Raw genomic sequence first — 24,670 nt, 5'->3', positions numbered from 1 at the left:
GGCTGGAGAGGGGTAAGTCAAGCGCGCGGCGCGTTGATCAGCGCGAGCACGCCGTGCAGCGGCACCTGGGCCCAGTCGATGCGGTTGTCGAGCTCGTAGCGCAGCTCGTAAAGGGCCTTGTCGAGCTCGAAGAGCGCGAGCAGCTCGGCATCGATTGGTGCGCCGTCGACGCCGTAGCCGCCCAGGAACGCCTCGCGCGTGGCGCGCTCCCAGGCGATGGCCGGCGCGGCCAGCCGCTGGGCTTCTTCGGGGCTTTGCGCCACGCGGCGCAGCGCCGTCCAGCGCGCGTAGTTGAACGAGCGCAGCATGCTCGCCACGTCGCGCAGCGGCGAGCTCTTGGTGCGGCGCTCCTCGAAGCTGCGCGCGGGCTCGCCCTCGAAGTCGATGATGACGAAGTCGTTGTCCTTCACCAGCACCTGGCCCAGGTGGTAGTCGCCGTGGTAGCGGCTCTTGATGCCACCGCCTTCCACCGGATGGCGCGCCGCGATGCTCGCCTGCAGCGCATCGGCCGCGTCCAGCAGGGTGCGTGCGTCGGCCTGCGCGGCGCCGGGCACGAGGTCCAGGCGTTCGCGCAGCAACGCGAGCGTGGCCGTGGCGTCGCTGGCGGCCAGCGTCTTGAAGCTGGCGAAGTCGGCCGCCGCGAGCGGCTCAGGGTCGAAGGCCGATGCGCCGGTGCGCACGGCGAGCGCCCGGTGCAGCTCGGCGGTGCGCCGCCCCAGCGTGGCCATGAGCGCCAGGAAGCCGCCGTGCACCGCGGCCACTTCGGCACCTTCGACCCGGCCGCGCGCCTCGCCGTCAGTGGTGGTCGCATCGCGCAGGAAGCGCTCCAGGTAGCCGAGCGTGTGGTCCCAGCCGTCGCCCTGGTTGGGCATGTAGCTCTGCACCATCGCCAGCGTCATGGTGCGGCCGTCGTTCGTCAGGTACTCCAGCGCGCCGAGCACGGGCACGCAGTGCGGGTAGTGCGCGTCTTCGGTGAGGAAGCGGCCCATCTCCAATTCGGGGTTGATGCCCTCGCGCACATGGCGGTAGCCCTTGAGGAACAGCGTTTCGTCCAGCGTGATGACGGTGTTGCTGCTCACGCCGCTCGGGCGTCCGACGGCCAGCGCGTCGATGTCGACCTGCAGGCCTGCGAAGGCCGCCGTCGGCCGGAACACCAGCTTGCCGTTGGCAGTCGGCAGCTCGGCGCCGGTGGCGATGGTGCGCAGCAGCGCGCGGCAGAAGGCCTCGTCGTAGAAGGCGTCGCCCATGAGGCCGACCTGCGCCTGCTGGCGCACCTTGGCAAGCGCGGCCTGCGCCACGCCGGCCATGCGCTCCTCGTCGCGCTCTTCCCACGCCAATGCGAGCGGCATGAAATAGGTGGCGCCGCCGGTCGGGCCTTCGAGGTCGAGCAGCGCCAGCATCCAGCTCAGGCCGTCCACGTCCCACACGGCATGGTCGGCCACGCGCGCACGACGGATGGCCGTGCCCTTGGAGGCGTACCAGCGCTGGATCTCGATGTGGCGCGGCAGCGTCTCCAGTTCGAACTGGGCGCGCATGCGCTCCGACATGCCGATGCGCCACGGCATCACGCGCTCGCGGAAGAAGCTGGTCCAGCCGCCGAACAAAACGAGCGTGGGCCACTCCTGCAGCGCCACGCCTTCCTGGTGCCAGCTCGGTGCGTCAGCCTCGGCCGTGAGCTTGAACCAGTAGAAGCCGTACGACGACATCGTGAGCAAGTAAGGCAGCTCGCCGATGGGCGGGAACGGCGCGCGGCCCAGCATCTCGATGGGCACGAAGCCCTTGAACTCCGACAGGTCGAGTTCCACCGGCTGTGCGGCGCGCGAGAGGTTGAACACGGTGAGGATCACATCGCCGTCGTACTCGCTCAGGTAGGCCAGGATCTTGCGGTTGCCCGGCTTGAGAAAGCGCCGCCGCCCGCGCCCGAAGGCGTAGCTGGTCTTGCGCACGGCGAGCATGCGCTTGGTCCAGTTGAGCAGCGAGCTGGCGTCGCGCGCCTGCGCTTCCACGTTGAGCGCCTCGTAGCCGAACATCGGGTCCATGATCGGCTGCAGGTACAGGCGCTGCGGGTCGGTGCGCGAGAAGCCGGCGTTGCGGTCGGGGCTCCACTGCATGGGCGTGCGCACGCCGTTGCGGTCGCCCACGAACACGTTGTCGCCCATGCCGATTTCGTCGCCGTAGTAGATGATGGGCGAGCCCGGCATCGACAGCAGCATGCCGTTCATGAGCTTCACGCGGTCCATGTCGTTTTCCATCAGCGGCGCCAGCCGCCGGCGGATGCCCAGGTTGATGCGCGCACGCATGTCGGCCGCGTACATGGTGTACATGTAGTCGCGCTCCTTGCTGGTCACCATCTCGAGCGTGAGCTCGTCGTGGTTGCGCAGGAAGATGGCCCACTGGCAGCCCTCGGGAATGTCGGGCGTCTGCGCCATGATCTCGACGATGGGGTGCCGGTCTTCCTGCGCGATGGCCATGTACATGCGCGGCATGAGCGGAAAGTGATACGCCATGTGGCACTCGTCGCCATCGCCGAAATACTCGCGCACGTCTTCGGGCCACATGTTGGCCTCGGCCAGCAGGAAGCGGTTCTTGTACTGCGCGTCGATGGCGGCGCGCAGCTGCTTGATCACCGCGTGCGTCTCGGGCAGGTTCTCATTGCTGGTGCCGTCGCGCTCCACCAGGTAGGGAATGGCGTCGAGCCGGAAGCCGTCCACGCCCATGTCGAGCCAGAAGCGCATGGTCTTGAAGATGGCCTCGAGCACCGCCGGGTTGTCGAAGTTCAGGTCGGGCTGGTGGCTGAAGAAGCGGTGCCAGAAGTACTGCTTGGCCACCGGGTCCCAGGTCCAGTTCGACGTTTCGGTGTCGGTGAAGATGATCCGCGTGCCCTGGTAGATCTGGTCGGTGTCGCTCCACACGTAGAAGTCGCGCTCGGGCGAACCGGGCGGCGCCAGGCGCGCGGCCTTGAACCACGGGTGCTCGTTCGAGGTGTGGTTGATGACCAGCTCGGTGATCACGCGCAGGCCGCGCTTGTGCGCCTCGGCCAGCATTTCGCGGAAGTCGTCGAGCGTGCCGTACTGCGGGTGCACGTCTTCGTACCCCGAGATGTCGTAGCCGTCGTCGCGCAGGGGCGACGGGTAGAACGGCATGAGCCAGATGGTGTTGACGCCCAGCTCCTTCACATAGTCGAGCTTGGCGGTCACGCCCCGGAAGTCGCCCATGCCGTCGTTGTTGGAGTCGAAGAAGGCCTTGACGTTGAGCTGGTAGATCACCGCGTCGCGGTACCACAGCGGATCGTCGCTGGTGTCGATCTCGACGGTTTCGAGCGCGATGTGGGAGACGGGTGCGTTCATGGGCGATTCGCCTTCCTGGTCTTGGAGAACTTAGAGAAAGTAGTCGAAGTCGCGCTCGTCGCCGTGGCGGCGACGCACCACGAAGATGTGCGCGGGCACGCTGCGGGGATCGAGCCGGATGTAGTGCCAGTCGCCCTGCCAGGTGAAGCGCTGGTGGCTCAGCAGGTCGTGCATCTGGAACGCCTGCCCGTCCTTCACGCCCACGCTCGCGGGCTCCAACCCGACCCAGCCGGTCTGCACGTGATGCGGGTCGAGGTTGACCACGGTAACGATCACGTTCTCGCCGTCGGGTGACTCTTTGGCATAGGCCAGCAACTGGTCGTTGTCGATGTGCAGAAAACGCAGGCCCCGGTCGCGCTGCAGCGCCGGGTTCTCGCGGCGGATGCGGTTCACCTGCGCGATGAACGGTTCGAGGCTGTCCAGGTCGTCATCGGCGCGGTGGCGCAGCTGGTACTTCTCGGAGTCGAGGTACTCCTCGCTGCCGGCGCTGCGCGGCAGGTGCTCGCGCCGTTCGTAGGCCGGCCCGTAGATCCCGTAGTTGGCCGCGAGCGTGGCAGCGAGCACGAGGCGCGACATGTAGACGGCGGTCTCGCCGGTCTGCAGTTGCTCGTGCAGGATGTCGGGCGTGTTGGGCCAGGCGTTGGGGCGGAAGTAGTCGATGCCGGGCTCGGTCGAGAGCTCGGTGAAGTAGGCCTGCAGCTCCTCTTTGGTGTTGCGCCACGTGAAGTAGGTGTAGCTCTGCGAGAAGCCCAGCTTGGCGAGCCGGTGCATCACCTTCGGCCGCGTGAAGGCCTCGGCCAGAAAGATCACGTCGGGGTGTACGCGCTTCACCTCGCCGATGACCCACTCCCAGAACGGGAAGGCCTTGGTGTGCGGGTTGTCGACGCGGAAGATGCGCACGCCCTCCCCGATCCAGTGGTCGATCACGCGCTTGAGCTCGGCCCACAGGCCGCGCCAGTCTTCACACTCGAAGTTGAAGGGGTAGATGTCCTGGTACTTCTTGGGCGGGTTCTCGGCGTACTGCACGGTGCCGTCGGGGCGCCAGCGGAACCAGCCGGGATGCGCCTTCACATACGGGTGGTCGGGCGCGCACTGGAAGGCGATGTCGAGTGCGATCTCCAGGCCGTGCTCGCCGGCGCGTGCCACCAGGTGGCGGAAGTCTTCCGCCGTGCCGAGCGCCGGCAGGATCGCCGTGTGCCCGCCTTCGGCCGCACCGATGGCCCAGGGGCTGCCCACGTCGTCGGGGCCGGCCTGCAGTGCGTTGTTGGGCCCCTTGCGCTGCTCGCGGCCGATGGGGTGGATCGGCGGAAAGTACAGCACGTCGAAGCCCATGGCGGCGATGGCCGGCAGGCGCGCCTCCACGTCCTTGAAGGTGCCGTGCACGCCGGGCGCGGGGCCGGTCGAACGCGGAAAGAGTTCGTACCAGGTGCTGAAGCGCGCGCGCTCGCGGTCGGCGAACAGCGGCAGCTCGGCCGAATGGCGCACCGCGTGCTGGCGGTCGGGGTGGCGCCGCGCGAGTTCGGCGTATTCGTCGTCCAGCGCCAGCGCCTTCAGCGACACCACGTCGGACCCGGGGCTGGCGGCCACGGCATCGAGCTCGGTGGCCCAGCGCTGCAGGGCGACACGGTCGGCGCCCTCGGCGCGCGATGCGGCGGCCGCGATTTCGAGCGCACCGACCTGCGCGGCAATGCGCACGTCGTCGGGGTCGACGCGCCGCGTCATCTCGCTGCGCCACGACTCGAAGGGGTCGACCCACGCAACGACGGTGTAGACATAGCGGCCCGGCGACGGCGGCGAGAACGCGGCCTCCCACACGTCGTTGCCCAGCGGCTTCATCGGCACTTCGCGGAAGGCCGGCTGCTCGTGCGCGCGCCAGCACAGCTGCACGCGCACCACGTCGTGGCCGTCGGTGAAGCAATGGGCGCGCACCGGCACGCGCTCGCCGGCCACGCACTTCACCGCGAAGCGGCCGTGGTCCACGCTCGGCAGCACGGCATCGATGACCGCGCGGACCGCGCCGTCGTTCAAGGCGATGTCGGTGCCGTCGTTGGCGGCTGCGGCGGGCTTGGTCGAAAAGATGTTCTTCATCGGGCAACGTGCTCCAGGATCAGCGTGGACAGGGGCGGCAAGGTGAGGCACACCGATTGCCTGCGGCCGTGGGAGCGCACGGGCGCCGCATCGACGCCGCCGAAGTTGCCCCAGCCCGAGCCGCCGAATTCCGTGGCGTCGGTGTTGATCACCTCCTGCCAGTGGCCGCCGAGCGGCACGCCCAGCAGGTAGTTGGTGCGCGGCACCGGCGTCATGTTGCTCACCACCAGCAGCGGCGGGCTGCCGTCGCCGGCCTTGCGCAGGAACGCGAACACGCTGGTGTCGGCGTCGTCGGCCGCCACCCACTCGAACCCCGCCGACGAGAAGTCGACCTGGTGCAGCGCGGGCGCACCGCGGTACACGCGGTTGAGCTGCGCCACCAGGCGCTGCAGGCCGCCGTGCCCTTCCTGTTCGCAGACCCACCATTCCAGTTCGCCGTCGTGCGTCCACTCGCGGCGCTGGCCGAACTCGCCGCCCATGAAGAGCAGCTTCTTTCCCGGGTGCGCCCACATGAAGCCGTACAGCGCGCGCAGGTTGGCAAACTGCTGCCAGCTGTCGCCGGGCATCTTGTTGAGCAGCGAGCCCTTGCCGTGCACCACTTCGTCGTGCGAGAGCGGCAGCACGAAGTTCTCGTGGAAGGCGTACACCAGCGAGAAGGTCAGCTTGTGGTGGTGGTACTTGCGGTGCACCGGCTCTTCCTTCATGTAGGCGAGCGCGTCGTGCATCCAGCCCATGTTCCATTTCTCGCCGAAGCCCAGGCCGTCCATGTCGGTGGGGCGCGAAACGCGCGGCCACGCGGTCGACTCTTCGGCCACGGTGACGGTGTCGGGGTGCGCGCGGTACACGGCGCGGTTCAACGTCTGCAGGAAGTCGATGGCCTCCAGGTTCTCGCGCCCGCCGTGGTGGTTGGGCACCCACTCGCCGTGGCTGCGCGCGTAGTCGAGGTAGAGCATCGACGCCACGGCGTCCACGCGCAGGCCATCGAGGTGGTACTTGTCGAGCCAGAACAGCCCCGACGACACGAGGAAGCTGCGCACCTCGGGCCGGCCGTAGTTGAAGATGCTGGAGTTCCACTCCGGGTGGAAGCCCTGGCGTGGATCGGCATGCTCGTACAGGTGCGTGCCGTCGAAGAAACCGAGCCCGTGCTCGTCGGTCGGAAAGTGCGAAGGCACCCAGTCGAGCAGCACGCCGATGCCCTGCTGGTGCAGGTGGTCGACGAGGTACATGAAGTCCTGCGGCGAACCGAAGCGCGCCGTGGGCGCGAAGTAGCCGGTGGTCTGGTAGCCCCACGAACCGTAGAACGGGTGCTCGGTCACGGGCATGAGCTCCACGTGCGTGAAGCCCATCTGGTTCACATAGGCGGCCAGCCGGTGCGCGACTTCGCGGTAGCCGAGAAACTGGCCGTCCTGGCGCTGCCACGAGCCCAGGTGCACCTCGTAGACCGACTGCGGCGCATCGAGCGCGTTGCGCTGGCCGCGTGTCGCCATCCATTCGTCGTCGCCCCAGGTGTAGGCCAGGTCGCAGATGCGCGAGGCGGTGGCCGGCGGTGGCTCCGCGCTGAACGCGACGGGGTCGGCCTTGTCGACCGTGTAGTTGCCGTGGTGCGAACGGATGCGGTACTTGTAGGCGTCGCCTGTCGCGGCAGCCGGTGCGTGCCCGTGCCAGATGCCCGAGCCGTCAGGGCTCGGCGCGAGCGGATCGGCGTCGCCCGACCAGCCGTTCCAGTCGCCGACCACCGAGACCGACGCGGCGTTGGGTGCCCACACCGCGAAACCTGCACCGCCCTCTTCCTCGTCGAGGTGGCAGCCGAGCAGGTCGTACAGCCGGGCGTGGGTTCCTTCCCGAAAAAGGTAGACGTCGCGTTCGCCCTGGCGGGGATGGTTCGTTGTCGTTGGCACCGGCGCTCCCGTTGAAGGCCAGTGGAACGGTTGTTCGAGGACCGACTTCGGTTCGCCTCCAGCCTCTTCGAGTTATGCAAGCCCGCTGCAGGCGATGGGTAAGGCCGTGACCGCCTCGGCTTGTCGGAGAACAGCCCGTGCCCTGGGCTGCTGTGCGCGCTCAGGCGTGCACGCCGAAGTCGTCGGGGATCAACTCGATCGGTTGCCGGGGGGCCGCCCGGTAGCGCACGATGGCGACGGCCATGAGCACGTCGAAATGCGCCTTGCAGGCGTCAATCAACGCGTCGCCGATCTCGCGCACGCCGAACGCGTCGTGCAGCGTGTCTTCGGAAATCTGCGCGACGATGCGCGCGCCCTCCGGACCGTCGGGATACACCGCGAATCGCACCGACGCGGTGTCGAAACAATAGATGCCTTCGAAGTCCATGTCGCCTGTCTCCTTGTGCCTGCCCGCAGGGCCGGTGAGCTTGAGATGGGGCGCGCCCGAAGGCGCACCCGGCGACGGATTCTTCCGCGTGCGAAGGCAGGAAGCAAGCTACAGCTGCGACTGCCGACAAGCGCGCAGGGTATTGAGCAGCAGACGCACCTGCGCGTGACCGCGTTGCGCATCGTGGGCCTGCATCTGCAGGATCTGCCGGATACCCATGGGTAGGCGCAGCGCCAGCGCCTCGCGGTAGCGCGCCACGGCCGCATCGTCGGCGCGCTCGCAGGCGTCGAGCACCGACGACTCGCTGGCCGCCACGCCCACCGCCGCCTTCACGTGCGCCCAGCCGCGGTGCACCGCGCCCAGCGCCGTGCCGCCGCCCGCCGGCTGGCCGCCGCAGGTGATGACCAGCTCCACCAGCTGGCTGGCCGCGGCCTGGCATTGCGCGGCGCGCGCGGCGAGCACGTCCTTGTGGCGCCGCGCCCTCACCTCGTCCGCGCCGGCGCGAAAAACGTGTGCGTCGTCGCGGGCGCCTTCGAGCAGATGGTTCAGCACGTGGACCACGTGGTCGGTGGACAGCGCATCACCCGGGAGGGTGTCGCGCGCCGCATCATCTGTGTCTGCATGAAACAGGTTCTGGTCCTTTGCCATGTCGGACTCCTTTATTCAAAGTTGAGAGGACTGGCTTCATCCTGGCGCGCCTCGCGAGCGCGCTCGTCGGGTCGGGGCGCGGCTGCGTGTAGGTCTTGCCCGGCGGCGGATGATAAAAACATGTCTCATGAAGGAACCTGACGCCCCGGCACTCGCGCTGATCGACACCTGCGCGCAAGCCTCGCTCGCACTCCTGGAAAGCAACCTCACGCCGCACGGCATCCTGGCCGCCAGCCGCACCGAGGCGGCCGAGGCGCGGCGCTACACGCGCATCTTCGGACGCGACGCCGCCATCTGCGTGCTCGCGATGTGCGGCAGCGGCGTGCCCGCGCTGGAGCAAGGCGCGGTGGCCAGCCTCGACGCGCTCGCCGCCCACCAGGCGGCCAACGGGCAGATTCCCAAGTACGTCGACCCCGAGGGCCGCGACGCCGACTTCTGGTACCTGGGCTGCATCGACGCCACGCTGTGGTGGCTGATTGCCGTGGACCACGTGCGCCGCCACGGGCAGGTCGGTCCCTTGCACTGGGCCGCCGAAGTGGAACGCGCCATCGGCTGGCTGCTGGCGCAGGAGCACCAGCACTTCCGGCTGCTGCAGCAGAACGAGGCCAGCGACTGGGCCGACATCATGCCGCGCTCGGGCTACGTGCTGTACAGCAACGCGCTCTGGTACGAGGTGAAGCGGCGCTATGCGCTGGACCATGCCGAGGCCACGAAGCACCACTTCAACCATTTGTTCAACCCGTTCCAGCGCGACCTGCCCGAGTACCACCGCGCCCGGCTGTTGCAGCACTACGCGCGCCGCGGTCGGCGCGACCCGGGCCTGTACCTGAGCTTCGTCAACCTGGCCGTGGTCGGCGACGAGGGCGACGTGTTCGGCAACGTGCTGGCCCTCCAGGCCGGGCTGGCCGATGCGCCGATGGCGCAGCGCATCGTGCAGACCCTCACCGAGGCGCATGCCAGCGTGCCCTACCCCGTGCGCGTGGTGCTGCATCCGCTGTCGCGCCAGCATCCCCTGTGGCGGGCCTACATGGGGCGCCACCAGCAGAACATCGTGCACCAGTACCACAACGGCGGCCTGTGGCCCTTTGTCGGCGGCTTCTGGGTGATCGCGCTGGCCCAACTGGGCGCGCGGGACCTGGCGTGGTCGGAACTGGTGCGGCTGGCCGAGGTCAACGCGCTGGACGACTGGCGCTTCACCGAGTGGTTCCACGGCCGCACGCTGGCGCCCATGGGCATGGCCGGGCAAAGCTGGAATGCCGCGACCTTTCTGCTGGCGCTGCGGGCGTTGCGGCAGCCACGCGCGCCGTAAGCCTCAGGCCGGCTTGTTGCGCATTCGCCGGAGTTCAGCGCGGCCCAGCGGCGTGATGCGCTCGACGACGCCCGCCAGGCCGGGTTCGTCCGACTCGGTCGGCAGGGTGGCCTCGACAAGGCCTGCGGCCACGAGCACCGCTGCATTGCGGATGTCCACGGGATCGGTCACCGTCAAAGGGAAAGCCTCGTCTTCGATCCGCCGCAGGAAGTCCATCGGCATGGGTTGCTCCTTTTTTTGGAGCAGAAAGTGTAGGCCGAACGGCCTCGCCGTGTCCCGGGCAAACCCTCAACGCAGCGGGTCATCGACCCCGCTGAGCGCTACTTTCTTACAGGCCCAAAAATCCGGGCGCCTCGCAGGCGGCAACACCCTCCTTTCTCCTACTGCGCGTGCCGACCCGGCGTGATACCCCGCACGGTCAAGCCCACGATTCGAGAACTTCGACCCCAAGGAGTCGCCGACATGGACAGTCCCACGACCCCATTGATCTCGCGCCGCAGCGCCCTCATCGCCGGCGCCGCCACCGCCGCGGCAGTTTCGACTGCCGTGCCTGCCACGGCAGCGGCGCAGGCCACGCCCCCAAGCGCCGCCGGGCCCCTGATGAAGCTGTCGCTGACCGTCAACGGGCAGGCGCATGCGCTGCAGCTCGACACGCGCACGACCCTGCTCGACGCGCTGCGCGAACACCTGAACCTCACCGGCACCAAGAAGGGCTGCGACCATGGCCAGTGCGGCGCCTGCACGGTCATCGCCGACGGCCGGCGCATCAATTCCTGCCTGACGCTCGCCGTCATGCACGACGGCGGCCAGGTGACGACCATCGAAGGGCTCGGCACGCCACAGCACATGCACCCGCTGCAGGCCGCCTTCGTGAAGCACGACGGCTACCAGTGCGGCTACTGCACGCCGGGCCAGATCTGCTCGGCGGTGGGCGTGATCGACGAGGTCAGGCGCGGCATCCCGAGCCACGTGAGCGCCGACCTCAATGCCCGGCCGCTGCTGTCGGCCGACGAGCTGCGCGAGCGCATGAGCGGCAACATCTGCCGCTGCGGCGCGTATTCCAACATCGTCGATGCCGTCACCGAGGTGGCCGGGAGTCGGGCATGAAGCCGTTCACCTACGAGCGCGCGCAATCGCCCGCGCAGGCCGCAGCCGCCGTCGCACGCCAACCCGGCGCCAAGTTCATCGCGGGCGGCACCAACCTGCTGGACCTGATGAAGCTGCAGATCGAGGCGCCCACGCACCTCGTCGATGTGAACGGCCTGGCGCTCGACACCATCGCGCCCACGGCCGAAGGCGGCCTGCGCATCGGCGCGCTGGTACGCAACACCGACCTGGCCGCCGACGCGCGGGTGCGGCGCGATTACGGCGTGCTGTCGCGCGCGCTGCTGGCCGGCGCCTCGGGCCAGCTGCGCAACAAGGCGACGACGGCGGGCAACCTGCTGCAGCGCACGCGCTGCCCCTACTTCTACGACATCGACCAGCCCTGCAACAAGCGCCAGCCCGGCAGCGGCTGCAGCGCCATCGGCGGCATCACGCGCCAGCTGGCGGTGATCGGCACCAGCGCCGCATGCATCGCGACGAACCCGAGCGACATGGCGGTGGCGATGCGCGTGCTCGACGCGGCGGTCGAAACCGTGCGCCCCGACGGGCAGGCCCGCGTGATCCCGATTGCCGATTTCCATCGCCTGCCTGGCGACACGCCGCACATCGAGACGGTGCTGCAGCGCGACGAGCTGATCACCGGCGTCACGCTGCCCCGGCCCGTCGGCGGCACGCACGTCTATCGCAAGGTCCGCGACCGGGCCTCGTATGCGTTTGCGCTGGTGTCGGTCGCGGCGATCGTGCAGCGCGACGGCTCGGGCCGCGTGGCGCTGGGCGGCGTGGCGCACAAGCCGTGGCGCGTCGAGGCCGCGGAGGCCGCCATGCCGCAAGGCGCGAAGGCCGTGGCCGCGCAGCTGCTGGCCGGCGCGCAGCCGACCCATGACAACGCCTTCAAGGTGTCATTGGCCGAGCGTGCGCTGGCCGGGGCGCTGCTGCAAGCGAGGAGCTGAGCATGAAATTCGACACCCCTGCCACCACCAACCCCATCGACCAGCTCAAGGTCATCGGCAAGCCGACCGACCGCATCGACGGCCCGGCCAAGACCACGGGCACCGCGCGCTACGCCTACGAACGCAATGCCGAGGCGCCCCAGGCGGCCTACGGCTACGTGGTCGGCGCCGGCATCGCCAAAGGCCGCATCGCCTCGATGGACCTGAACGCCGCGCGCGCGGCACCGGGTGTGCGCGCCATCGTCACCGCGCGCAATGCCGGCACGCTCGGCAAGGGCGACTTCAACACCGCCAAGCTGCTGGGTGGGCCCGAGATCGACCACTACCACCAGGCCGTCGCGCTCGTGGTGGCCGACACCTTCGAACAGGCGCGTGCCGCCGCGCAGCTGGTGCGCATCGACTACACGCGCGCGCCCGGCCGCTTCGACCTCGCGGCGGAAATGGGCGCGGCAAAGCTGCCCGAGTCCACGCCCTTCGCGGGCCCGCCGGAAACGAAGACGGGCGATTTTCCCGGCGCGTTCGCCGCGGCCCCCGTGCGGCTCGATGCGACCTACACCACGCCCGACGAGTCGCACGCGATGATGGAGCCGCACGCCTCCATCGCGCAGTGGCAGGGCGACAAGCTCACGATCTGGACGTCGAACCAGATGATCGCCTGGGGCGTCGGCGACGTCGCCAAGACGCTCGGCATTCCGAAGGCGAACGTGCGGCTGGTCTCGCCCTTCGTCGGCGGCGGCTTCGGCGGCAAGCTGTTCGTGCGCGCCGATGCGCTGCTGGCGGCACTGGGCGCGCGCGAGGCTGGGCGGCCCGTGAAGGTGGCGCTGCAGCGGCCCTTGATGATGAACAACACCACGCACCGACCCGCCACCCGCCAGCGCATCCGCATCGGTGCCACGCCCGACGGCAAGATCACCGCCATCGCGCACGAAGGCTGGTCGGGCGACCTGCCCGGCGGCCAGGCCGAGACCGCCGTCAACCAGACCCGCCTGCTGTACGCCGGCGCGAACCGCCTGACCACCACGCGGCTCGCCGTGCTCGACCTGCCCGAAGGCAACGCCATGCGCGCGCCCGGCGAGGCGCCCGGGATGATGGCGCTCGAAATCGCCATGGACGAGATGGCCGAACAACTGAAGCTCGACCCGATCGAATTTCGCGTGCGCAACGACACGCAGGTAGATCCGGAAAAGCCGGAGCGCCCCTACTCCCAACGCCGCTTGATCGAATGCCTGCGCACCGGCGCCGAGCGCTTCGGCTGGAACCGGCGCAATGCGCTGCCCGCGCAGCAGCGCGACGGACGCTGGCTCGTCGGCATGGGCGTGGCCGCGGCCTTCCGCAACAACCTGCTGACCAAATCGGCCGCGCGCGTGGGGCTGGACAGTCGCGGCATCGTCGCAGTGGAAACCGACATGACCGACATCGGCACAGGCACCTACACCATCATTGCGCAGACCGCCGCCGAGACCATGGGCGTGACGCTCGACAAGGTGCAGGTGCGGCTGGGCGATTCGGCCTACCCCGTGTCGGCGGGTTCGGGTGGGCAATGGGGCGCGAACAACTCGACCTCGGGCGTCTACGCCGCCTGCATGAAGCTGCGCGAGGCCATCGCGGCCAAGCTGGGCGTTCCGGTGGCCGACGCGCAGTTCTCGAACGGCATGGTGCATGCCGGCGGGCGCCCGGTGCCGTTGGCCGAAGCCGCGGGCGCGAACGGCCTGGTCGCCGAAGACGGCATCGAGTACGGCGATCTCGACAAGAAGTACCAGCAGTCCACCTTCGGCGCGCACTTCGTGGAGGTGGGCGTCGATGCCGTCACCGGCGAGATCCGCGTGCGGCGCATGCTGGCCGTGTGCGCCGCAGGGCGCATCCTCAACCCCAAGTCGGCGCGCAGCCAGGTGATCGGCGCGATGACGATGGGCGTCGGCGGCGCGCTCATGGAAGAGCTGGCGCTCGACAAGCGCCACGGCTTCTTCGTCAACCACGACCTCGCGGGCTACGAGGTGCCCGTGCATGCCGACATACCGCACCAGGACGTGATCTTCCTCGACGAGACCGACCCGATCTCGTCGCCGATGAAGGCCAAGGGCGTGGGCGAACTCGGCATGTGCGGCGTGGCGGCTGCGGTGGCCAATGCGGTCTACCACGCGACCGGCGTGCGCGTGCGCGACTACCCGATCACGCTCGACAAGCTGCTGGACCGCTTGCCGCCGGTGGCGTGAGGCAAGCGGTGAGGCAGCGGCTCAGAACCGCGTTTCCACGCGCAGCCTGAACTCCTCATCCGCGCTGCCCTCGTCGTCCGCGCGTGCGAGTCTCATCCGCGCCTGTTCGTGGCGCAGCGCCAGTTCGGCGCGCCGTTCGCGCGTGGTGGCGTCGCCCTGCGCCTTCTCGTCGAAGTCCATCAGGAACTGCGACTCTTCATGGGTGAGCCCGTGAAGGATTTCCTGGCTGTGGGAATTGATGGCGAGAAGCCCGTCGGCCAGAAGACGCGTCCGCCGATCGTTGGGGATGCGAAGTGCCTGCATGGAGAACTCCTTTCGGGAAAAGTCCTGTGCTGTCAGGTCACCATCGCGCGGCGGGCGAGCAGCCATGTAGGCAGGCACCGCGACTTGCGTGCGGTCAATGCAGCGATTGATTTGTCGGCGGGTGTGGGGGACAGCGCCGGCGGCGGTGGCATCGCGCTGGCCTCTTCAGGAATTTCCTTCGCTGCAACCTCTTGTCTTCAAGAAGCTTCAGGGGTCACAAGGGACGCCGAGGAATGAGGGCTGGAGCGGGTGAAGGGAATCGAACCCTCGTCAGTTGCTTGGGAAGCAACAGCTCTGCCATTGAGCTACACCCGCAGCAGGCGCGGATTCTAACGTCAGTTCACTCGCCCCCCACCCACGCTCAGGTCTGCAGCTCATCCCTTCGCAACCGCAGCGCCGCGCGCCCTTGCGGCGTGATGACCAGGACCACGGCGACGCGCCGGCCCGTGCCGCTGGCGGCCGGGGGCAGCACGGCTTCGATGAGATGGGCGGCGACCAGCACGGTCGCGCAATGGATGTCGGCTTCGTCGCGGACCGCCATCGGGAACGATGCGTCTTCGATGCGCTCCAGAAAGTCCATGGGCATGGCAAAGCTCCTCACAAAACGAGCCGCAGTCTAGGGCGTTGCGGCCCCGAAAATGCGACCCAAACGCGTTGCGTTTGTAACCAATATCACACCTGCCAGCACACGAGAACTTTCTCGCGACAACACGCGGCACGCCCTGTGCACTTTCGCATCGCAGCCGGCCTTTATCGCCATCCGTTCATCCGCGGAAAGTCGCCGCAGGCCAGCACGATGGGCCCGCGCGGATCGGCCCGGAACCGCGCCACGGCCGCCGCCGCGATCACGTCGAAATGCCGTTTGCAGGCATGCACGGTGTGCTCGCCGATTTCCTGCGCGCCGAGCGCATCGTGCAGCACGTCTTCCGAAATCTGCGCCAGGATGCGCGCACCGTCGGGACCGTCGGGGTACACGGCGAATCGCACCGTGGCCGAATCGAAGCAGTAGATGCCTTCGAAGTCCATCACCTTTGTCTCCTTCACGTAGCGCAAGGAATTCGACGCGCGCGCCGCGACGCGTGGTGATGGACTTGCGCGCATGTTCGGGAAGGAGGCCGCCTACAGCACCTGTGCGCCTCAGGCGGTGCTGCTCGACACCGGCTTGGTGAGCGTCGACGTCGCCTTGGCACCGAGCGTCATCTCGGTGATCCACGACACGAGCAGCGCGCCGTAGGCCTGGCGCGACTCCAGGCGCGACAGCGCGTGGTCGGCGCCGGTGAGCTTGCGGTACGTCGCCGAGCGCACGCGCTTGAAGGCGGCGAGGTAGTTTTCGATCACGGGGTGTGGCACGGTCTGGTCGTCTTCCGATTCGACGATGAGCACGTCGCCGGTGAAGGCCGCGCAGGCCTTGAGCGCGCGGTTGTCCTCAGGCCCGACCAGCGTGCGACGGTAGGCCACGAGGTCGGAGCGACTCAGCAAACCCTTGGGCGTGTCCCACTCGCCGTCGCGGTACAGCGCGGGCGCGCGCAGCGCGAGCCAGCGCACGGGTCGCATCGCACTGACGAGCGCGGCCAGGTAGCCGCCGTAGCTGCTGCCGACGATGGCAACGGCCGCGGGGTCGACGGTCGGATGGCCCACCAGCGCGTCGTAGGCGGCGAGCACGTCGCGCAGGTTGTCTTCGCGCGTCACCTGCTGGCGCAGCCCTTCGTGGCGCGCATGGCCGCGTAGGTCGAAGGTCAGGCAGACGCAGCCGAGCGCGGCGATCTCGTGCGCGCGCTTGAGGTACTGCTCCTGGCTGCCGTCCCAGCCGTGCACCAGCAGCACGCCCGGCACCATGGTGGAAGCCGCGAACAGCGTGCCTTCGATGTGATGGCCGTTGACGGGAATGTCGATGGAGCTATGGCGTGTCGGCATGCGTGGTGGTTGCCGTGTTCAGCACGGTGTATTTGCACAGCGGCCCGGTCTCGGGGTCGTTGCCCTGGTAAGTGATGATGGCGTTCGCCGGCACGGAGGCCGCACCGTACACCTCGAAGCAGGACGCGTGCACGCGCTGGCAGGCCGGGTCCTGGTGGAAGGCTTCGAGCGCCGCGATTTCCGCGCCCGTGGCGCCGCCAACGCGCCACGACTGCTCCAGCACGCCCGAACGCCAGTCGCCGCGGCCGTCGAGCCCTTGCGCCACGTCGTAGTTCACGCGCGAGGCGAAGAAGTCCGGGTAGCAATCGATCACCGCGCGGTGGTAGCGCCGCGCCTGCTCGATCGCACGGCGCAGCGGCGGCGGCGGATCGACGACCGCCAGCAGCGCCTCGAAGTCGCCGCGCACCAGCTGCAGGTCGGAGCCGCCGTAGACCTCTTCGCCGGCATTGTTGCGCGTGAGGCGCTGTTCGCCGCAGTAGCTGACGATGCGCTGCGCCACGATCAACTGCCCGACGCTGTAGGTGTGAGGCTGTTCGAGGTTGGTCTCCAGCACGAGGCCGTGGGTGGCGAACACGCGGCCGTCCATCGCGTCGAGGCCGCGCTCGAGTGCGTCGATGCTGTCGACCACCTGCTGCCCTCGCCCGCCGGTGGCGGTGACGGGCTTGAGGCGCACACGGCCGATGTCGAGCAGCGCCCTCCCCGCGACGCGCGCCTCGTCGAGGCTGAAGCAGGTGAAGCCGGGCAAGGCCGCATCGGCGATCTCCACCGCGAGCCGCGCCGACCAGCCCAGAGGCCGCACGGCGTCGGGGCCGATCAGCGGATGGGTGATCGCCTTGGTGGCGACGAAGGCATGCGGCACCACGCCGCCGAAGAGGTCGTCCACGCCGGCGATGCCCATGGCGCGCGCCTGGTGCGGATCGGTGAGCGTGTCGCTCGGCACGAAGTAGAGCGGCGCCGAGTGCGGCTGGGCGGCGTCGTATGTGCCCGCGAATTCCCAGCCCTGGAGCGCCGCCAGGCGCTGCGCAAAGTTGGCGCGCGTGGCGTGCTCGTGTTCGCTGCAGTAGCCCTGCGGGCGCACGTCCCAGGTGACGACGCGGCGCGGGGTCGATCGCATGGCGGACGTCCGGGCCATGACGGTGTTCAGGCGCTGGTCCATCGGGGCCTCAGGCGTCGCCCTTCTTGTCCGCCTTGCGCTTGTCCGCCTTGTCCTTGTCTTTGTCCGCATCGCCCGAAGGCAGCTTGACCTTCGTGACGGTGACCGACACCGGGTCGCTCGCCGGAAACGACTCTTCCACGCCGCTGTCGAGCGCTTCTTCGCTGGACGGCTGCTCCGTCGGCTTGGCGGCTTCCGCGGAGGGCTGGCCGTGGTTCTCGGACGTGGGAAACGGAAACTTCTCCGGGCTCGCCGGCTTCGGGTCGGGGGTCTGCTTCGAAGTCATGGGGTCTCCTTGGTGCGATGCACACGGGCTCACATGGCTGCTTCCTTCGGGGTGAGTTCGGAGTGAAGGCGGCAGTGCCTCCATGTTCTGCGGATCGCGTGGCGCGCCGGTCGGAGGGCACAGCGCCTGCGCGTGGGACCCGTCTGGCACCCGCCGGGCCCGCGCCCGCGCGTGCGGCGTTGGCCCACACGAAGACCGGGCACTTGGCGGATGCAGCGCAGCGCGAAAGCGGGCACACCTGAGGGCATGGCCCGTTCCGACACGTCCACGCTCACGCCCCTGGCGACCTACCAGGCCAAACGCGATTTCACCGCCACCACCGAACCCGCCGAGGGCGGAAAGCCCCGCCCGCACGCGCCCTCCTTCGTGATCCAGAAGCACGCGGCGCGGCGGCTGCACTACGACTTCCGACTCGAACTCGACGGCGTGCTGGTGTCGTGGGCCGTGCCGAAGGGGCCGAGCCTCGACCCTGCGCAGAAACGCATGGCCGTGCATGTGGAAGACCATCCGCTGTCGTATGCCGGCTTCGAAGGCACCATTCCGGAAGGCCACTACGGCGCGGGCGAAGTCATCGTGTGGGACCGCGGCACCTGGGAGCCGGTGGGCGATCCGCGCAAGGGCCTGGCCGCGGGCAAGCTCGCGTTCCGGCTGCACGGCGAGAAGCTCGAAGGGCTGTGGGAGCTCATCAAGATCGCCAAGCGCGGCGAGCGGCAGGAGCCGTGGCTGCTGTTCAAGAAGCGCGACGACTTCGCGCGGTCGCATGCGGAGTACGACGTGGTGTCGGCGCTGCCCGACAGCGTAGGCGGTGCGCCTGCGCCCCGGCGCGCAGCGAGCAAGAAGACAAAGGCGAAGGCTGCGCCCGACATGCCTGTCACGGGTGCGGTGAAGGCCCGCCTGCCCGCCAAGCTCTCGCCGCAGCTCGCGACGCTGGCCACCGGCGTGCCCGAAGGCGCGCCCGGCGACTGGCTGTTCGAAATCAAGTTCGACGGTTACCGCGTCATGGCGCGCATCGAAAAGGGCAAGGCGCGCCTGCTCACGCGCGGCGGCCACGACTGGAGCGCGAAGCTGCCGTCGCTGGTGGCCGAGCTGGAGCGCCTGGGCATCGACAACGCCTGGCTCGACGGCGAGATCGTCGTGCTCGACAAGCAAGGCACGCCCGACTTCAACGCGCTGCAGAACGCACTCGACCGCGAACGCGCCGACCCCATCGTGATGTTCCTGTTCGACGTGCCCTTCTTCGAGGGTTTCGACCTGCGCTACGCACCGCTCGCCGAACGCCGCCGCCTGCTCAAGCAGCTGATGGACGCACGGGCCACGCGCCGCCTGCGCTTCAGCAACGACTTCGAGGCCGACATCGACTCGATCTTGCAATCGGCCTGCCGCATGAACCTCGAAGGCGTGATCGCCAAGCGCGCCGACGCGCCGTATGTCTCGCGCCGCAGCGACACCTGGCTCAAGCTCAAGTGCATCCGGCGCCAGGAGTTCGTGGTGTGCGGCTACACGCTGCGCACCGACAGCCCGACGCGCATCGGCAGCCTGATGCTGGGCGTGCACGCGAAGAACGGCAAGCTGGTGTCGGTGGGCGGTGTCGGCACCGGCTGGAACGACCGCGAGGCGCGCGACATCCGCCGCCAACTGGCCGCGCTCGACACCGACCGCGCGCCGTTCACCGGCGGCGAGGCCAAGCCCGGCCGGCGCCGGCCGGGCGGCATGCGGCACTGGGTGAAGCCGACGCTCGTGGCCGAGGTGCGCTTTGCCGCATGGACGCCGGACGGGCAGATCCGCCACGCGTCGTTCGTGGCGATGCGCGACGACAAGCCGGCCTCGGAGATCGTGCATGAAGAACCTCGCGACATCGCACCTGCCTCGAAGAAAACGAAGACCATGAAGACATCCTCGAAGAAGGCCGCGTCCACGGTCGGCGGCGTGACTGTGAGCCATGGCGACCGCGTGATCGATGCGGCGTCGGGCCGCACCAAGCTCGACCTGGTGCGCTACTACGAATCGGTGGCCGAGCCCATGCTGCCCCACCTGAAGGGCCGCCCTTGCGCGCTGGTGCGCGGGCCTCAAGGCGTGGGCGGCGAGATCTTCTTCCAGAAGCACGCCGAGAAGGTCCACATCGCCGGCGTGAAGCAGCTCGACCCGGCCCTGTGGCCCGGCCATCCGTCGATGCTCGAGGTCGGCACGCGCGAGGCCCTGCTGAACGCGGCGCAGTTCAACGTGATCGAGTTCCACACGTCCAACGCGACCTCGACGCACTTCGACCGGCCCAACCGCATGATCTTCGACCTCGACCCAGGCGAAGGCACGCCGTGGGCGCATGTGCAGGAAGCCGCGTTGCTGATGCGCACGCTGCTCACCGAACTCGGCCTGGCGTCATGGCTCAAGACCAGCGGCGGCAAGGGCCTGCACGTGGTCGTGCCGCTGCGCATGCACTACGACAACGACACGGTGAAGGCCTTCTCGCGCGCCATCGTGCAGCACATGGCGCAGGTGATCCCCTCGAAGTTCGTGGCCAAGAGCGGGCCGTCGAACCGCGTCGGCAAGCTCTTTGCCGACTACCTGCGCAATGGCGTGGGCGCGACCACGGTGGCGGCCTTTTCGGCGCGCGCGCGGCCCGGCATGGGCGTGTCGATGCCGGTGAGTTGGGACGACCTCGGCAGCCTGAAAAGCGGCGCGCACTGGACCATTGCCACCGCGCGCGAGCACCTGTCGTTCCAGTCCGAAGACCCGTGGGCCGACTACTGGACCACGCGCCAGCCGCTGGGCGAGGCGATGAAGCGGCTCGGCTTCAAGAAATAACCAAGGAGACTCACCATGGCCACGAGAACCCTCTGGAAAGGCGCCATCACCTTCGGGCTGGTCCACATCCCCGTGGGCCTGCACACCGCGAGCACCGAACAGGGCATCGACTTCGACTGGCTCGACAAGCGCAGCATGGACCCGGTGGGCTACAAGCGCATCAACAAGCGCACGGGCAAGGAGATTGCGCGCGAACAGATCGTGAAGGGCTTCGAGTACGAGGACGGCAAGTACGTCGTGATCTCGCCCAAGGAAATCGAAGCCGTCTACCCGCGCACCACGCAGACCATCGAGATCCAGCGCTTTCTCGATGTCGGCGAAATCCCTTTCGTGTACCTGGAGCGGCCCTACTACCTCGCGCCGATCAACAAGGGCCAGAAGGTCTACGCGCTGCTGCGCGAGGTGCTGGTGAAGACCGGCAAGGTCGGACTGGCCAAGGTGGTGATTGCCACCAAGCAGCACTTGGCGCTGCTGATTCCGTTCGGCAAGGTGCTGGTGCTCAACCTGCTGCGCTGGGGCGACGAGATCAAGGACGCCGACGGGCTCGACCTGCCGGCCGCCGGCATCAAGGCCGCGAAGCTGTCGGCCGCCGAGATGAAGATGGCCGAGCAGCTGGTCGGCGACATGTCGGGCCCGTGGAACCCCGACGAGTTCAAGGACGAGTTCAAGCACGCCGTGATGAAGATCGTCGAGAAGAAGGTCAAGGCGGGCGACACGGAGACGGTGGTGCAGCCGGAAGAAGAAGCACCGGAGGGCGGCGCCGAGGTGATCGACCTCACCGAGCTGCTCGCGCGCAGCCTGCGCAGCGGCAAGCGCACGCCGCCTGCAGCGAAGAAACGGGCGGCGAAGACGACGGCCTCGTCACGCAAGACCGCGCACAAACCTGATGCGGCCAAGCGCGCGAAGAGCGCGGCCCGCAAGGCGGCTTAAGCCGAACGCCGCGGCGCTTTCGCCGCACCCGGCAGCGCCGCCACGCGCTGCGCCAGAAAGTCGACCAGCACCTGCACCCGCAGCGGCAACTGACGGCGCGGCGCGTAGAGCAGATGCAGTTCCTGCGCAGGCCCCGTGTGCCGTGCGAGCACGCGCACCAATTTCCCTTCCGCAAGCAGGTCCGCGACCATCCACGTGGGTTGCAGCGACACGCCCGCGCCCGCCAGCACGCTGTCGAGCAGCGCCACCGCGTTGTTGACGCGGTAGCGGCTGCGCACCGGCACGGCCACCGCGCCGTCGGGGCCCGTGAGCAGCACGCCGTCGTCACCCGCCGCGTAGCGCAGGTAGTCATGCACGAGCAGGTCGTTCGGCGTGCGCGGCTTGCCGCGTGCGGCCACGTACTCAGGCGACGCGACGAGCACGCGCGGCCAGCTGCCGAGGTGGCGCGCGACAAGGTCGGGCGGCAGCGCACCGCCCACGCGCAGCGAGACGTCGATGCGCTCCTCGCGCGGATCGACGAAGCGATCGTCGAGCACCAGCTCGAGTTCGATGTCGGGGTACAGCCGCAGGAACTCGACCGCCATCGCGTTGAGGTGCCGCTGCCCCAGCGTGACCGGCGCGCTCAGGCGCAGAAGGCCGCGCGGCTGCTGCACCTGGGCGCGCGCGTCGGCCACGGCATCGCCATAGTCCTCGAGCATGCGGCGCGCGCGCTCGTGGAAGCGCTGGCCCTCCTCCGTGAGGCTCAGACCCGTGGCCGCGCGCCGCAGCAACCGCACGCCGAGCGATCGCTCCAGCCCCGCGACCAGCTTGCTCACGGTGGGCTGCGTGGTGTCGAGCGCGCGGGCCGCGCCCGAGAGGCTGCCGAGCTCGACGCTGTGCACGAAGGCGGAGAGTGCGCGAAGGGTGTCCATGGGGTGGTCATTCGAATCAGGAATGCGATGCATGCCATTCTGCCTTCTACCCCTCGCGATTCGAATGGAAGAAAGTTCGTCCACCGACGCTTCTTTCTCTCTTTCACTCAAGGACATTTCACATGACCGCTTCGCGACTCACATCGATCCTGCGCCAGGGCGCGCTCGCCCTCTCCTTCGCGGCTGCCACTACCGCTTCCGTGGCAGCGCCCACGCACTGGAGCCCCAGCTGGATGGCCGCCACCCAGCCGCTCTGGGACGAAAGCTTCGTGCTGCCCCTCGGCATTCCCGCCCGCTTCGAGCGGCAGACGCTGCGCCAGGTGGCGCGCCTGAGCATCGGCGGCACGCGGCTGCGCGTGGTGATCAGCAACGAAGGCGGCACCACGCCGCTGCACATCGGCGCCGCCCGCGTGGCCCGCCATGCGAACGGCTCGGCCATCGTCGAAGGCACCGACCGCGTGCTGCGTTTCGGGGGCCGGACCGACGTAACCGTGCCACCCGGCGCACGCCTCGTGAGCGACCCGGTCGACCTGCCGCTGCCCGCGCTGAGCGAGGTGGCCGTGTCGCTCTACCTGCCTACGCCCAGCCAGCCCGCGGGCTTTCACTTCGATGCGCGGCAGACGCTGTACATCGCCGACGGCGACCTGAGCGCCGCCGCGCGGCTGCCAGCCGCAGCCACCTCATGGAGCACGCGCGTCTACGTGAGCGGTTTGATCGTCGAGACGCCCCAGGCGCCCGTCACCGTCGTCGCACTGGGCGACTCGATCACCGACGGCAACGGTTCCACACCCGGCGCCCACACGCGCTGGCCCGACGCGCTGGCCGAGCGGCTCGCACCGCGCAGCGTGGGCGTGCTCAACGCCGGCATCTCGGGCGGCCGGCTGCTGAAGGACGGCATGGGCCGCGCGGCGCTCGAACGCGCGGGCCACGACGTGTTCGCGCAGCCCGGCGTGCGCGCGATGGTCGTGCTGCTCGGCACGAACGACATCGGCTGGCCCGGCGGCCCCTTTGCGCCGCAGGAGCCCGCGGTGCGCGCCGAAGCCGTGATCCAGGGCTTTCGCCAGCTGATCGAGATGGCCCACGCCCACAACGTGCGCATCGTGGGTGCGACGATTCCGCCCAACGAGCGCGCGCTCGAAGGCACGCCGCTGGCCGGCCACCACTCACCCGAAAAAGACACCGTGCGCCAGGCCGTGAACCGCTGGATTCGCGAAAGCGGCGCCTTCGATGCGGTGGTCGATGTCGACGCGCTGCTGCGCGACCCCGCCCGGCCTGCGCGCCTGAAAGCCGCCCTGGATTCGGGCGATCACCTGCATCCCGGCGACGCTGGCTACAAAGCGATGGCCGCAGCCATCGACCTCGACGCCTTGCTGGGCAACGATCTTCGATAGACTGCAAATATACTGTACATAAATACAGTCTTTTCTCTAGAATGGCTCGTCTCCAAGAACAACATTCGAGGCGACGCCATGACCACCGCCAACCCGCCTGCGCCCTCCGCGCAGGTGCTTTTTTTCTCCTCGCGGCAGCACCCGTTGCAGTCGCGTTCACGCACAACCGGCAAGACAGGCCGGATTTCGAACTGGCCCTTTCGCGTCACCCGCGAGCACGGCCACGACGACAGCAACGAACAGGATGACATCCGCGTTCAGGCGGCGCGCGTCATCCGGACGACGGCCGCGCATTGGTGGCCGCCGGAGCCCTGAACCGCCTTTTCATCCTTCTTCCCCCGGAGAACTGCAATGGACGACTTCCACCGTGGCGATGAGTTTGCGAGCGAGCCCGAACCCGACTGGGATTCCCCCTCTTTCGAGAGGCAACGCCACCTTCTCATCGCGCTGTTTCCCGAGCCCGACGTGCAAGCGGCGATCGAAGCGCACCGCAAGGAATGGATCTGGCCGAAGGGCCACTACTTTCCGCGCAGCCCGCGACTGCACCTGACGCTCCACTGCTTTGGCGACCAGCCCAAGGAGGTCGAGAAACGCCTGCGTGAAGCGCTCGCCCAGGTTCGGGTGCGGCCCATGAACCTTGTGCTCGACAGCTCGCGCACATGGCGCAACGACATCGCGGTGCTGCAGCCCGCCGAGCACGGCGCCTTGCGCACCCTGCATGCGGACATCGGTCGTGCAGTCCAGAAGGCAGGCATCGTCACGGAAACGCCGACGTTCACACCGCACATCACCATCGCCCGGCACACCGAGGGCGCGGCCTACCCGATGCGCCTGCCGCCGATCCCGTGGCGCGTGAGGAAGTTCCTGCTCGTGCGCTCCTTCACTTCGCATCCCGTCGAGCACAAGGTGCTGGCCACTTACGAAGCCGACGAAGAAGACAAAGAAGACGCCGTCTGACAACGGCCGGCGGGCTTTCGTGGCCTTATCGGGTGAGAC

General features: G+C 68.7%; 22 protein-coding genes and 1 tRNA gene. 9 read left to right on the top strand and 14 right to left on the bottom strand.

Features of this window, described 5'->3' with window-relative positions; genetic code table 11:
* Positions 1-17 precede the first annotated feature (17 nt).
* The 5 genes from treS to IG196_RS12125 all read right to left on the bottom strand — a co-directional run bounded on the left by treS (position 18) and on the right by IG196_RS12125 (position 8,408).
* The gene (gene treS / locus IG196_RS12145) at positions 18-3,347 is read right to left on the bottom strand and encodes a maltose alpha-D-glucosyltransferase (RefSeq protein WP_192196358.1); all 3,330 of its coding nucleotides are present in this window, start codon (positions 3,345-3,347) and stop codon (positions 18-20) included.
* A gap of 30 nt (positions 3,348-3,377) precedes the next feature.
* Positions 3,378-5,435, bottom strand: coding sequence for an alpha-1,4-glucan--maltose-1-phosphate maltosyltransferase (locus IG196_RS12140; protein WP_192196357.1), 2,058 nt, complete (start codon positions 5,433-5,435; stop codon positions 3,378-3,380).
* Positions 5,432-7,333: a 1,4-alpha-glucan branching protein GlgB gene (glgB, locus tag IG196_RS12135; RefSeq protein WP_192196356.1), complete on the bottom strand. Its 1,902-nt coding sequence runs from the start codon at positions 7,331-7,333 to the stop codon at positions 5,432-5,434. Before glgB ends, IG196_RS12140 begins: the two co-directional genes overlap by 4 nt.
* 160 nt (positions 7,334-7,493) lie before the next feature.
* Positions 7,494-7,760: a hypothetical protein gene (locus IG196_RS12130; protein ID WP_192196355.1), complete on the bottom strand. Its 267-nt coding sequence runs from the start codon at positions 7,758-7,760 to the stop codon at positions 7,494-7,496.
* Positions 7,761-7,868: 108 nt separating this feature from the next.
* Positions 7,869-8,408 carry a PA2169 family four-helix-bundle protein gene (locus IG196_RS12125; protein ID WP_192196354.1) on the bottom strand — a complete coding sequence of 180 codons (540 nt, stop codon included), beginning with the start codon at positions 8,406-8,408 and terminating at the stop codon, positions 7,869-7,871.
* 127 nt (positions 8,409-8,535) lie between these two features.
* On the opposite strand from IG196_RS12125, the gene IG196_RS12120 reads away from it, so the two are divergent.
* Complete coding sequence (locus tag IG196_RS12120) at positions 8,536-9,717, top strand: amylo-alpha-1,6-glucosidase (protein WP_192196353.1); 1,182 nt, start codon at positions 8,536-8,538, stop codon at positions 9,715-9,717.
* Positions 9,718-9,720: 3 nt separating this feature from the next.
* On the opposite strand, the gene IG196_RS12115 is transcribed toward IG196_RS12120, so the two are convergent.
* Entirely contained in the window at positions 9,721-9,939 is a 219-nt protein-coding gene (locus IG196_RS12115; protein WP_192196352.1) for a hypothetical protein, read from the bottom strand.
* Between the two features lie 240 nt (positions 9,940-10,179).
* On the opposite strand from IG196_RS12115, the gene paoA reads away from it, so the two are divergent.
* The 3 genes from paoA to paoC are packed head-to-tail and all read left to right on the top strand — an operon-like array spanning position 10,180 to position 13,984.
* A complete protein-coding gene (gene paoA / locus IG196_RS12110; protein ID WP_192196351.1) occupies positions 10,180-10,824 on the top strand; it encodes an aldehyde dehydrogenase iron-sulfur subunit PaoA in 645 nt (214 codons plus the stop codon).
* On the top strand, positions 10,821-11,771 hold the full coding sequence (locus IG196_RS12105; protein WP_192196350.1) for an FAD binding domain-containing protein: 951 nt from the start codon (positions 10,821-10,823) through the stop codon (positions 11,769-11,771). The genes paoA and IG196_RS12105 overlap by 4 nt, the downstream gene beginning before the upstream one ends.
* A gap of 2 nt (positions 11,772-11,773) precedes the next feature.
* Complete coding sequence (gene paoC / locus IG196_RS12100; protein ID WP_192196349.1) at positions 11,774-13,984, top strand: aldehyde oxidoreductase molybdenum-binding subunit PaoC; 2,211 nt, start codon at positions 11,774-11,776, stop codon at positions 13,982-13,984.
* A gap of 21 nt (positions 13,985-14,005) precedes the next feature.
* Here the strand turns inward: paoC and IG196_RS12095 are convergent, their stop codons facing one another.
* The 7 genes from IG196_RS12095 to IG196_RS12065 form a co-directional block, all read right to left on the bottom strand.
* Positions 14,006-14,287, bottom strand: a complete 282-nt coding sequence (locus tag IG196_RS12095) for a hypothetical protein (protein ID WP_192196348.1) — start codon at positions 14,285-14,287, stop codon at positions 14,006-14,008.
* A 241-nt stretch (positions 14,288-14,528) separates the two neighbouring features.
* Positions 14,529-14,602 (bottom strand) — tRNA-Gly (locus IG196_RS12090).
* A gap of 46 nt (positions 14,603-14,648) precedes the next feature.
* Complete coding sequence (locus IG196_RS12085; protein ID WP_192196347.1) at positions 14,649-14,873, bottom strand: hypothetical protein; 225 nt, start codon at positions 14,871-14,873, stop codon at positions 14,649-14,651.
* A gap of 164 nt (positions 14,874-15,037) precedes the next feature.
* Positions 15,038-15,313 (bottom strand): hypothetical protein, encoded by a 276-nt coding sequence (locus tag IG196_RS12080; RefSeq protein ID WP_180839082.1) that lies wholly within the window; start codon positions 15,311-15,313, stop codon positions 15,038-15,040.
* A 111-nt stretch (positions 15,314-15,424) separates the two neighbouring features.
* Entirely contained in the window at positions 15,425-16,201 is a 777-nt protein-coding gene (locus IG196_RS12075) for an alpha/beta hydrolase family protein (protein ID WP_101493602.1), read from the bottom strand.
* On the bottom strand, positions 16,185-17,315 hold the full coding sequence (locus IG196_RS12070) for a DUF3182 family protein (RefSeq protein ID WP_225617013.1): 1,131 nt from the start codon (positions 17,313-17,315) through the stop codon (positions 16,185-16,187). The genes IG196_RS12075 and IG196_RS12070 overlap by 17 nt, the downstream gene beginning before the upstream one ends.
* 49 nt (positions 17,316-17,364) lie before the next feature.
* Entirely contained in the window at positions 17,365-17,640 is a 276-nt protein-coding gene (locus IG196_RS12065; protein WP_192196345.1) for a hypothetical protein, read from the bottom strand.
* A gap of 246 nt (positions 17,641-17,886) precedes the next feature.
* Between IG196_RS12065 and ligD the strand changes: the two genes are divergently transcribed.
* The gene (gene ligD / locus IG196_RS12060; RefSeq protein WP_192196344.1) at positions 17,887-20,442 is read left to right on the top strand and encodes a DNA ligase D; all 2,556 of its coding nucleotides are present in this window, start codon (positions 17,887-17,889) and stop codon (positions 20,440-20,442) included.
* A gap of 15 nt (positions 20,443-20,457) precedes the next feature.
* Positions 20,458-21,372 carry a Ku protein gene (locus IG196_RS12055; RefSeq protein ID WP_192196343.1) on the top strand — a complete coding sequence of 305 codons (915 nt, stop codon included), beginning with the start codon at positions 20,458-20,460 and terminating at the stop codon, positions 21,370-21,372.
* On the opposite strand, the gene IG196_RS12050 is transcribed toward IG196_RS12055, so the two are convergent.
* Positions 21,369-22,283, bottom strand: coding sequence for a LysR family transcriptional regulator (locus IG196_RS12050; RefSeq protein ID WP_101493768.1), 915 nt, complete (start codon positions 22,281-22,283; stop codon positions 21,369-21,371). The two genes, IG196_RS12055 and IG196_RS12050, sit on opposite strands and share 4 nt — an antisense overlap.
* Positions 22,284-22,405: 122 nt before the next feature.
* Between IG196_RS12050 and IG196_RS12045 the strand changes: the two genes are divergently transcribed.
* The 3 genes from IG196_RS12045 to thpR all read left to right on the top strand — a co-directional run bounded on the left by IG196_RS12045 (position 22,406) and on the right by thpR (position 24,631).
* Positions 22,406-23,674 (top strand): SGNH/GDSL hydrolase family protein, encoded by a 1,269-nt coding sequence (locus tag IG196_RS12045; RefSeq protein WP_192196342.1) that lies wholly within the window; start codon positions 22,406-22,408, stop codon positions 23,672-23,674.
* 78 nt (positions 23,675-23,752) lie between these two features.
* The gene (locus IG196_RS12040) at positions 23,753-23,989 is read left to right on the top strand and encodes a hypothetical protein (RefSeq protein ID WP_070059288.1); all 237 of its coding nucleotides are present in this window, start codon (positions 23,753-23,755) and stop codon (positions 23,987-23,989) included.
* Between the two features lie 36 nt (positions 23,990-24,025).
* The gene (thpR, locus tag IG196_RS12035; RefSeq protein WP_192196341.1) at positions 24,026-24,631 is read left to right on the top strand and encodes an RNA 2',3'-cyclic phosphodiesterase; all 606 of its coding nucleotides are present in this window, start codon (positions 24,026-24,028) and stop codon (positions 24,629-24,631) included.
* Positions 24,632-24,670: the final 39 nt, after the last annotated feature.

Source organism: Variovorax sp. 38R (genome assembly GCF_014843395.1).
In the GTDB taxonomy this organism is placed as follows: domain Bacteria; phylum Pseudomonadota; class Gammaproteobacteria; order Burkholderiales; family Burkholderiaceae_C; genus Variovorax; species Variovorax paradoxus_H.
Note: the sequence above shows the minus strand (reverse complement) of the source record. Positions and strands in the feature narration are given on the sequence as shown.

Coding starts and splice junctions, on each gene's coding strand:
- treS (WP_192196358.1), bottom strand. CDS start 3,347: ATGAACGCACCCGTCTCCCACATCGCGCTCGAAACCGTCGAGATCGAC.
- IG196_RS12140 (WP_192196357.1), bottom strand. CDS start 5,435: ATGAAGAACATCTTTTCGACCAAGCCCGCCGCAGCCGCCAACGACGGC.
- IG196_RS12130 (WP_192196355.1), bottom strand. CDS start 7,760: ATGGACTTCGAAGGCATCTATTGTTTCGACACCGCGTCGGTGCGATTC.
- IG196_RS12125 (WP_192196354.1), bottom strand. CDS start 8,408: ATGGCAAAGGACCAGAACCTGTTTCATGCAGACACAGATGATGCGGCG.
- IG196_RS12120 (WP_192196353.1), top strand. CDS start 8,536: ATGAAGGAACCTGACGCCCCGGCACTCGCGCTGATCGACACCTGCGCG.
- IG196_RS12115 (WP_192196352.1), bottom strand. CDS start 9,939: ATGCCGATGGACTTCCTGCGGCGGATCGAAGACGAGGCTTTCCCTTTG.
- paoA (WP_192196351.1), top strand. CDS start 10,180: ATGGACAGTCCCACGACCCCATTGATCTCGCGCCGCAGCGCCCTCATC.
- IG196_RS12105 (WP_192196350.1), top strand. CDS start 10,821: ATGAAGCCGTTCACCTACGAGCGCGCGCAATCGCCCGCGCAGGCCGCA.
- paoC (WP_192196349.1), top strand. CDS start 11,774: ATGAAATTCGACACCCCTGCCACCACCAACCCCATCGACCAGCTCAAG.
- IG196_RS12095 (WP_192196348.1), bottom strand. CDS start 14,287: ATGCAGGCACTTCGCATCCCCAACGATCGGCGGACGCGTCTTCTGGCC.
- IG196_RS12085 (WP_192196347.1), bottom strand. CDS start 14,873: ATGCCCATGGACTTTCTGGAGCGCATCGAAGACGCATCGTTCCCGATG.
- IG196_RS12080 (WP_180839082.1), bottom strand. CDS start 15,313: ATGGACTTCGAAGGCATCTACTGCTTCGATTCGGCCACGGTGCGATTC.
- IG196_RS12075 (WP_101493602.1), bottom strand. CDS start 16,201: ATGCCGACACGCCATAGCTCCATCGACATTCCCGTCAACGGCCATCAC.
- IG196_RS12070 (WP_225617013.1), bottom strand. CDS start 17,315: ATGCGATCGACCCCGCGCCGCGTCGTCACCTGGGACGTGCGCCCGCAG.
- IG196_RS12065 (WP_192196345.1), bottom strand. CDS start 17,640: ATGACTTCGAAGCAGACCCCCGACCCGAAGCCGGCGAGCCCGGAGAAG.
- ligD (WP_192196344.1), top strand. CDS start 17,887: ATGGCCCGTTCCGACACGTCCACGCTCACGCCCCTGGCGACCTACCAG.
- IG196_RS12055 (WP_192196343.1), top strand. CDS start 20,458: ATGGCCACGAGAACCCTCTGGAAAGGCGCCATCACCTTCGGGCTGGTC.
- IG196_RS12050 (WP_101493768.1), bottom strand. CDS start 22,283: ATGGACACCCTTCGCGCACTCTCCGCCTTCGTGCACAGCGTCGAGCTC.
- IG196_RS12045 (WP_192196342.1), top strand. CDS start 22,406: ATGACCGCTTCGCGACTCACATCGATCCTGCGCCAGGGCGCGCTCGCC.
- IG196_RS12040 (WP_070059288.1), top strand. CDS start 23,753: ATGACCACCGCCAACCCGCCTGCGCCCTCCGCGCAGGTGCTTTTTTTC.
- thpR (WP_192196341.1), top strand. CDS start 24,026: ATGGACGACTTCCACCGTGGCGATGAGTTTGCGAGCGAGCCCGAACCC.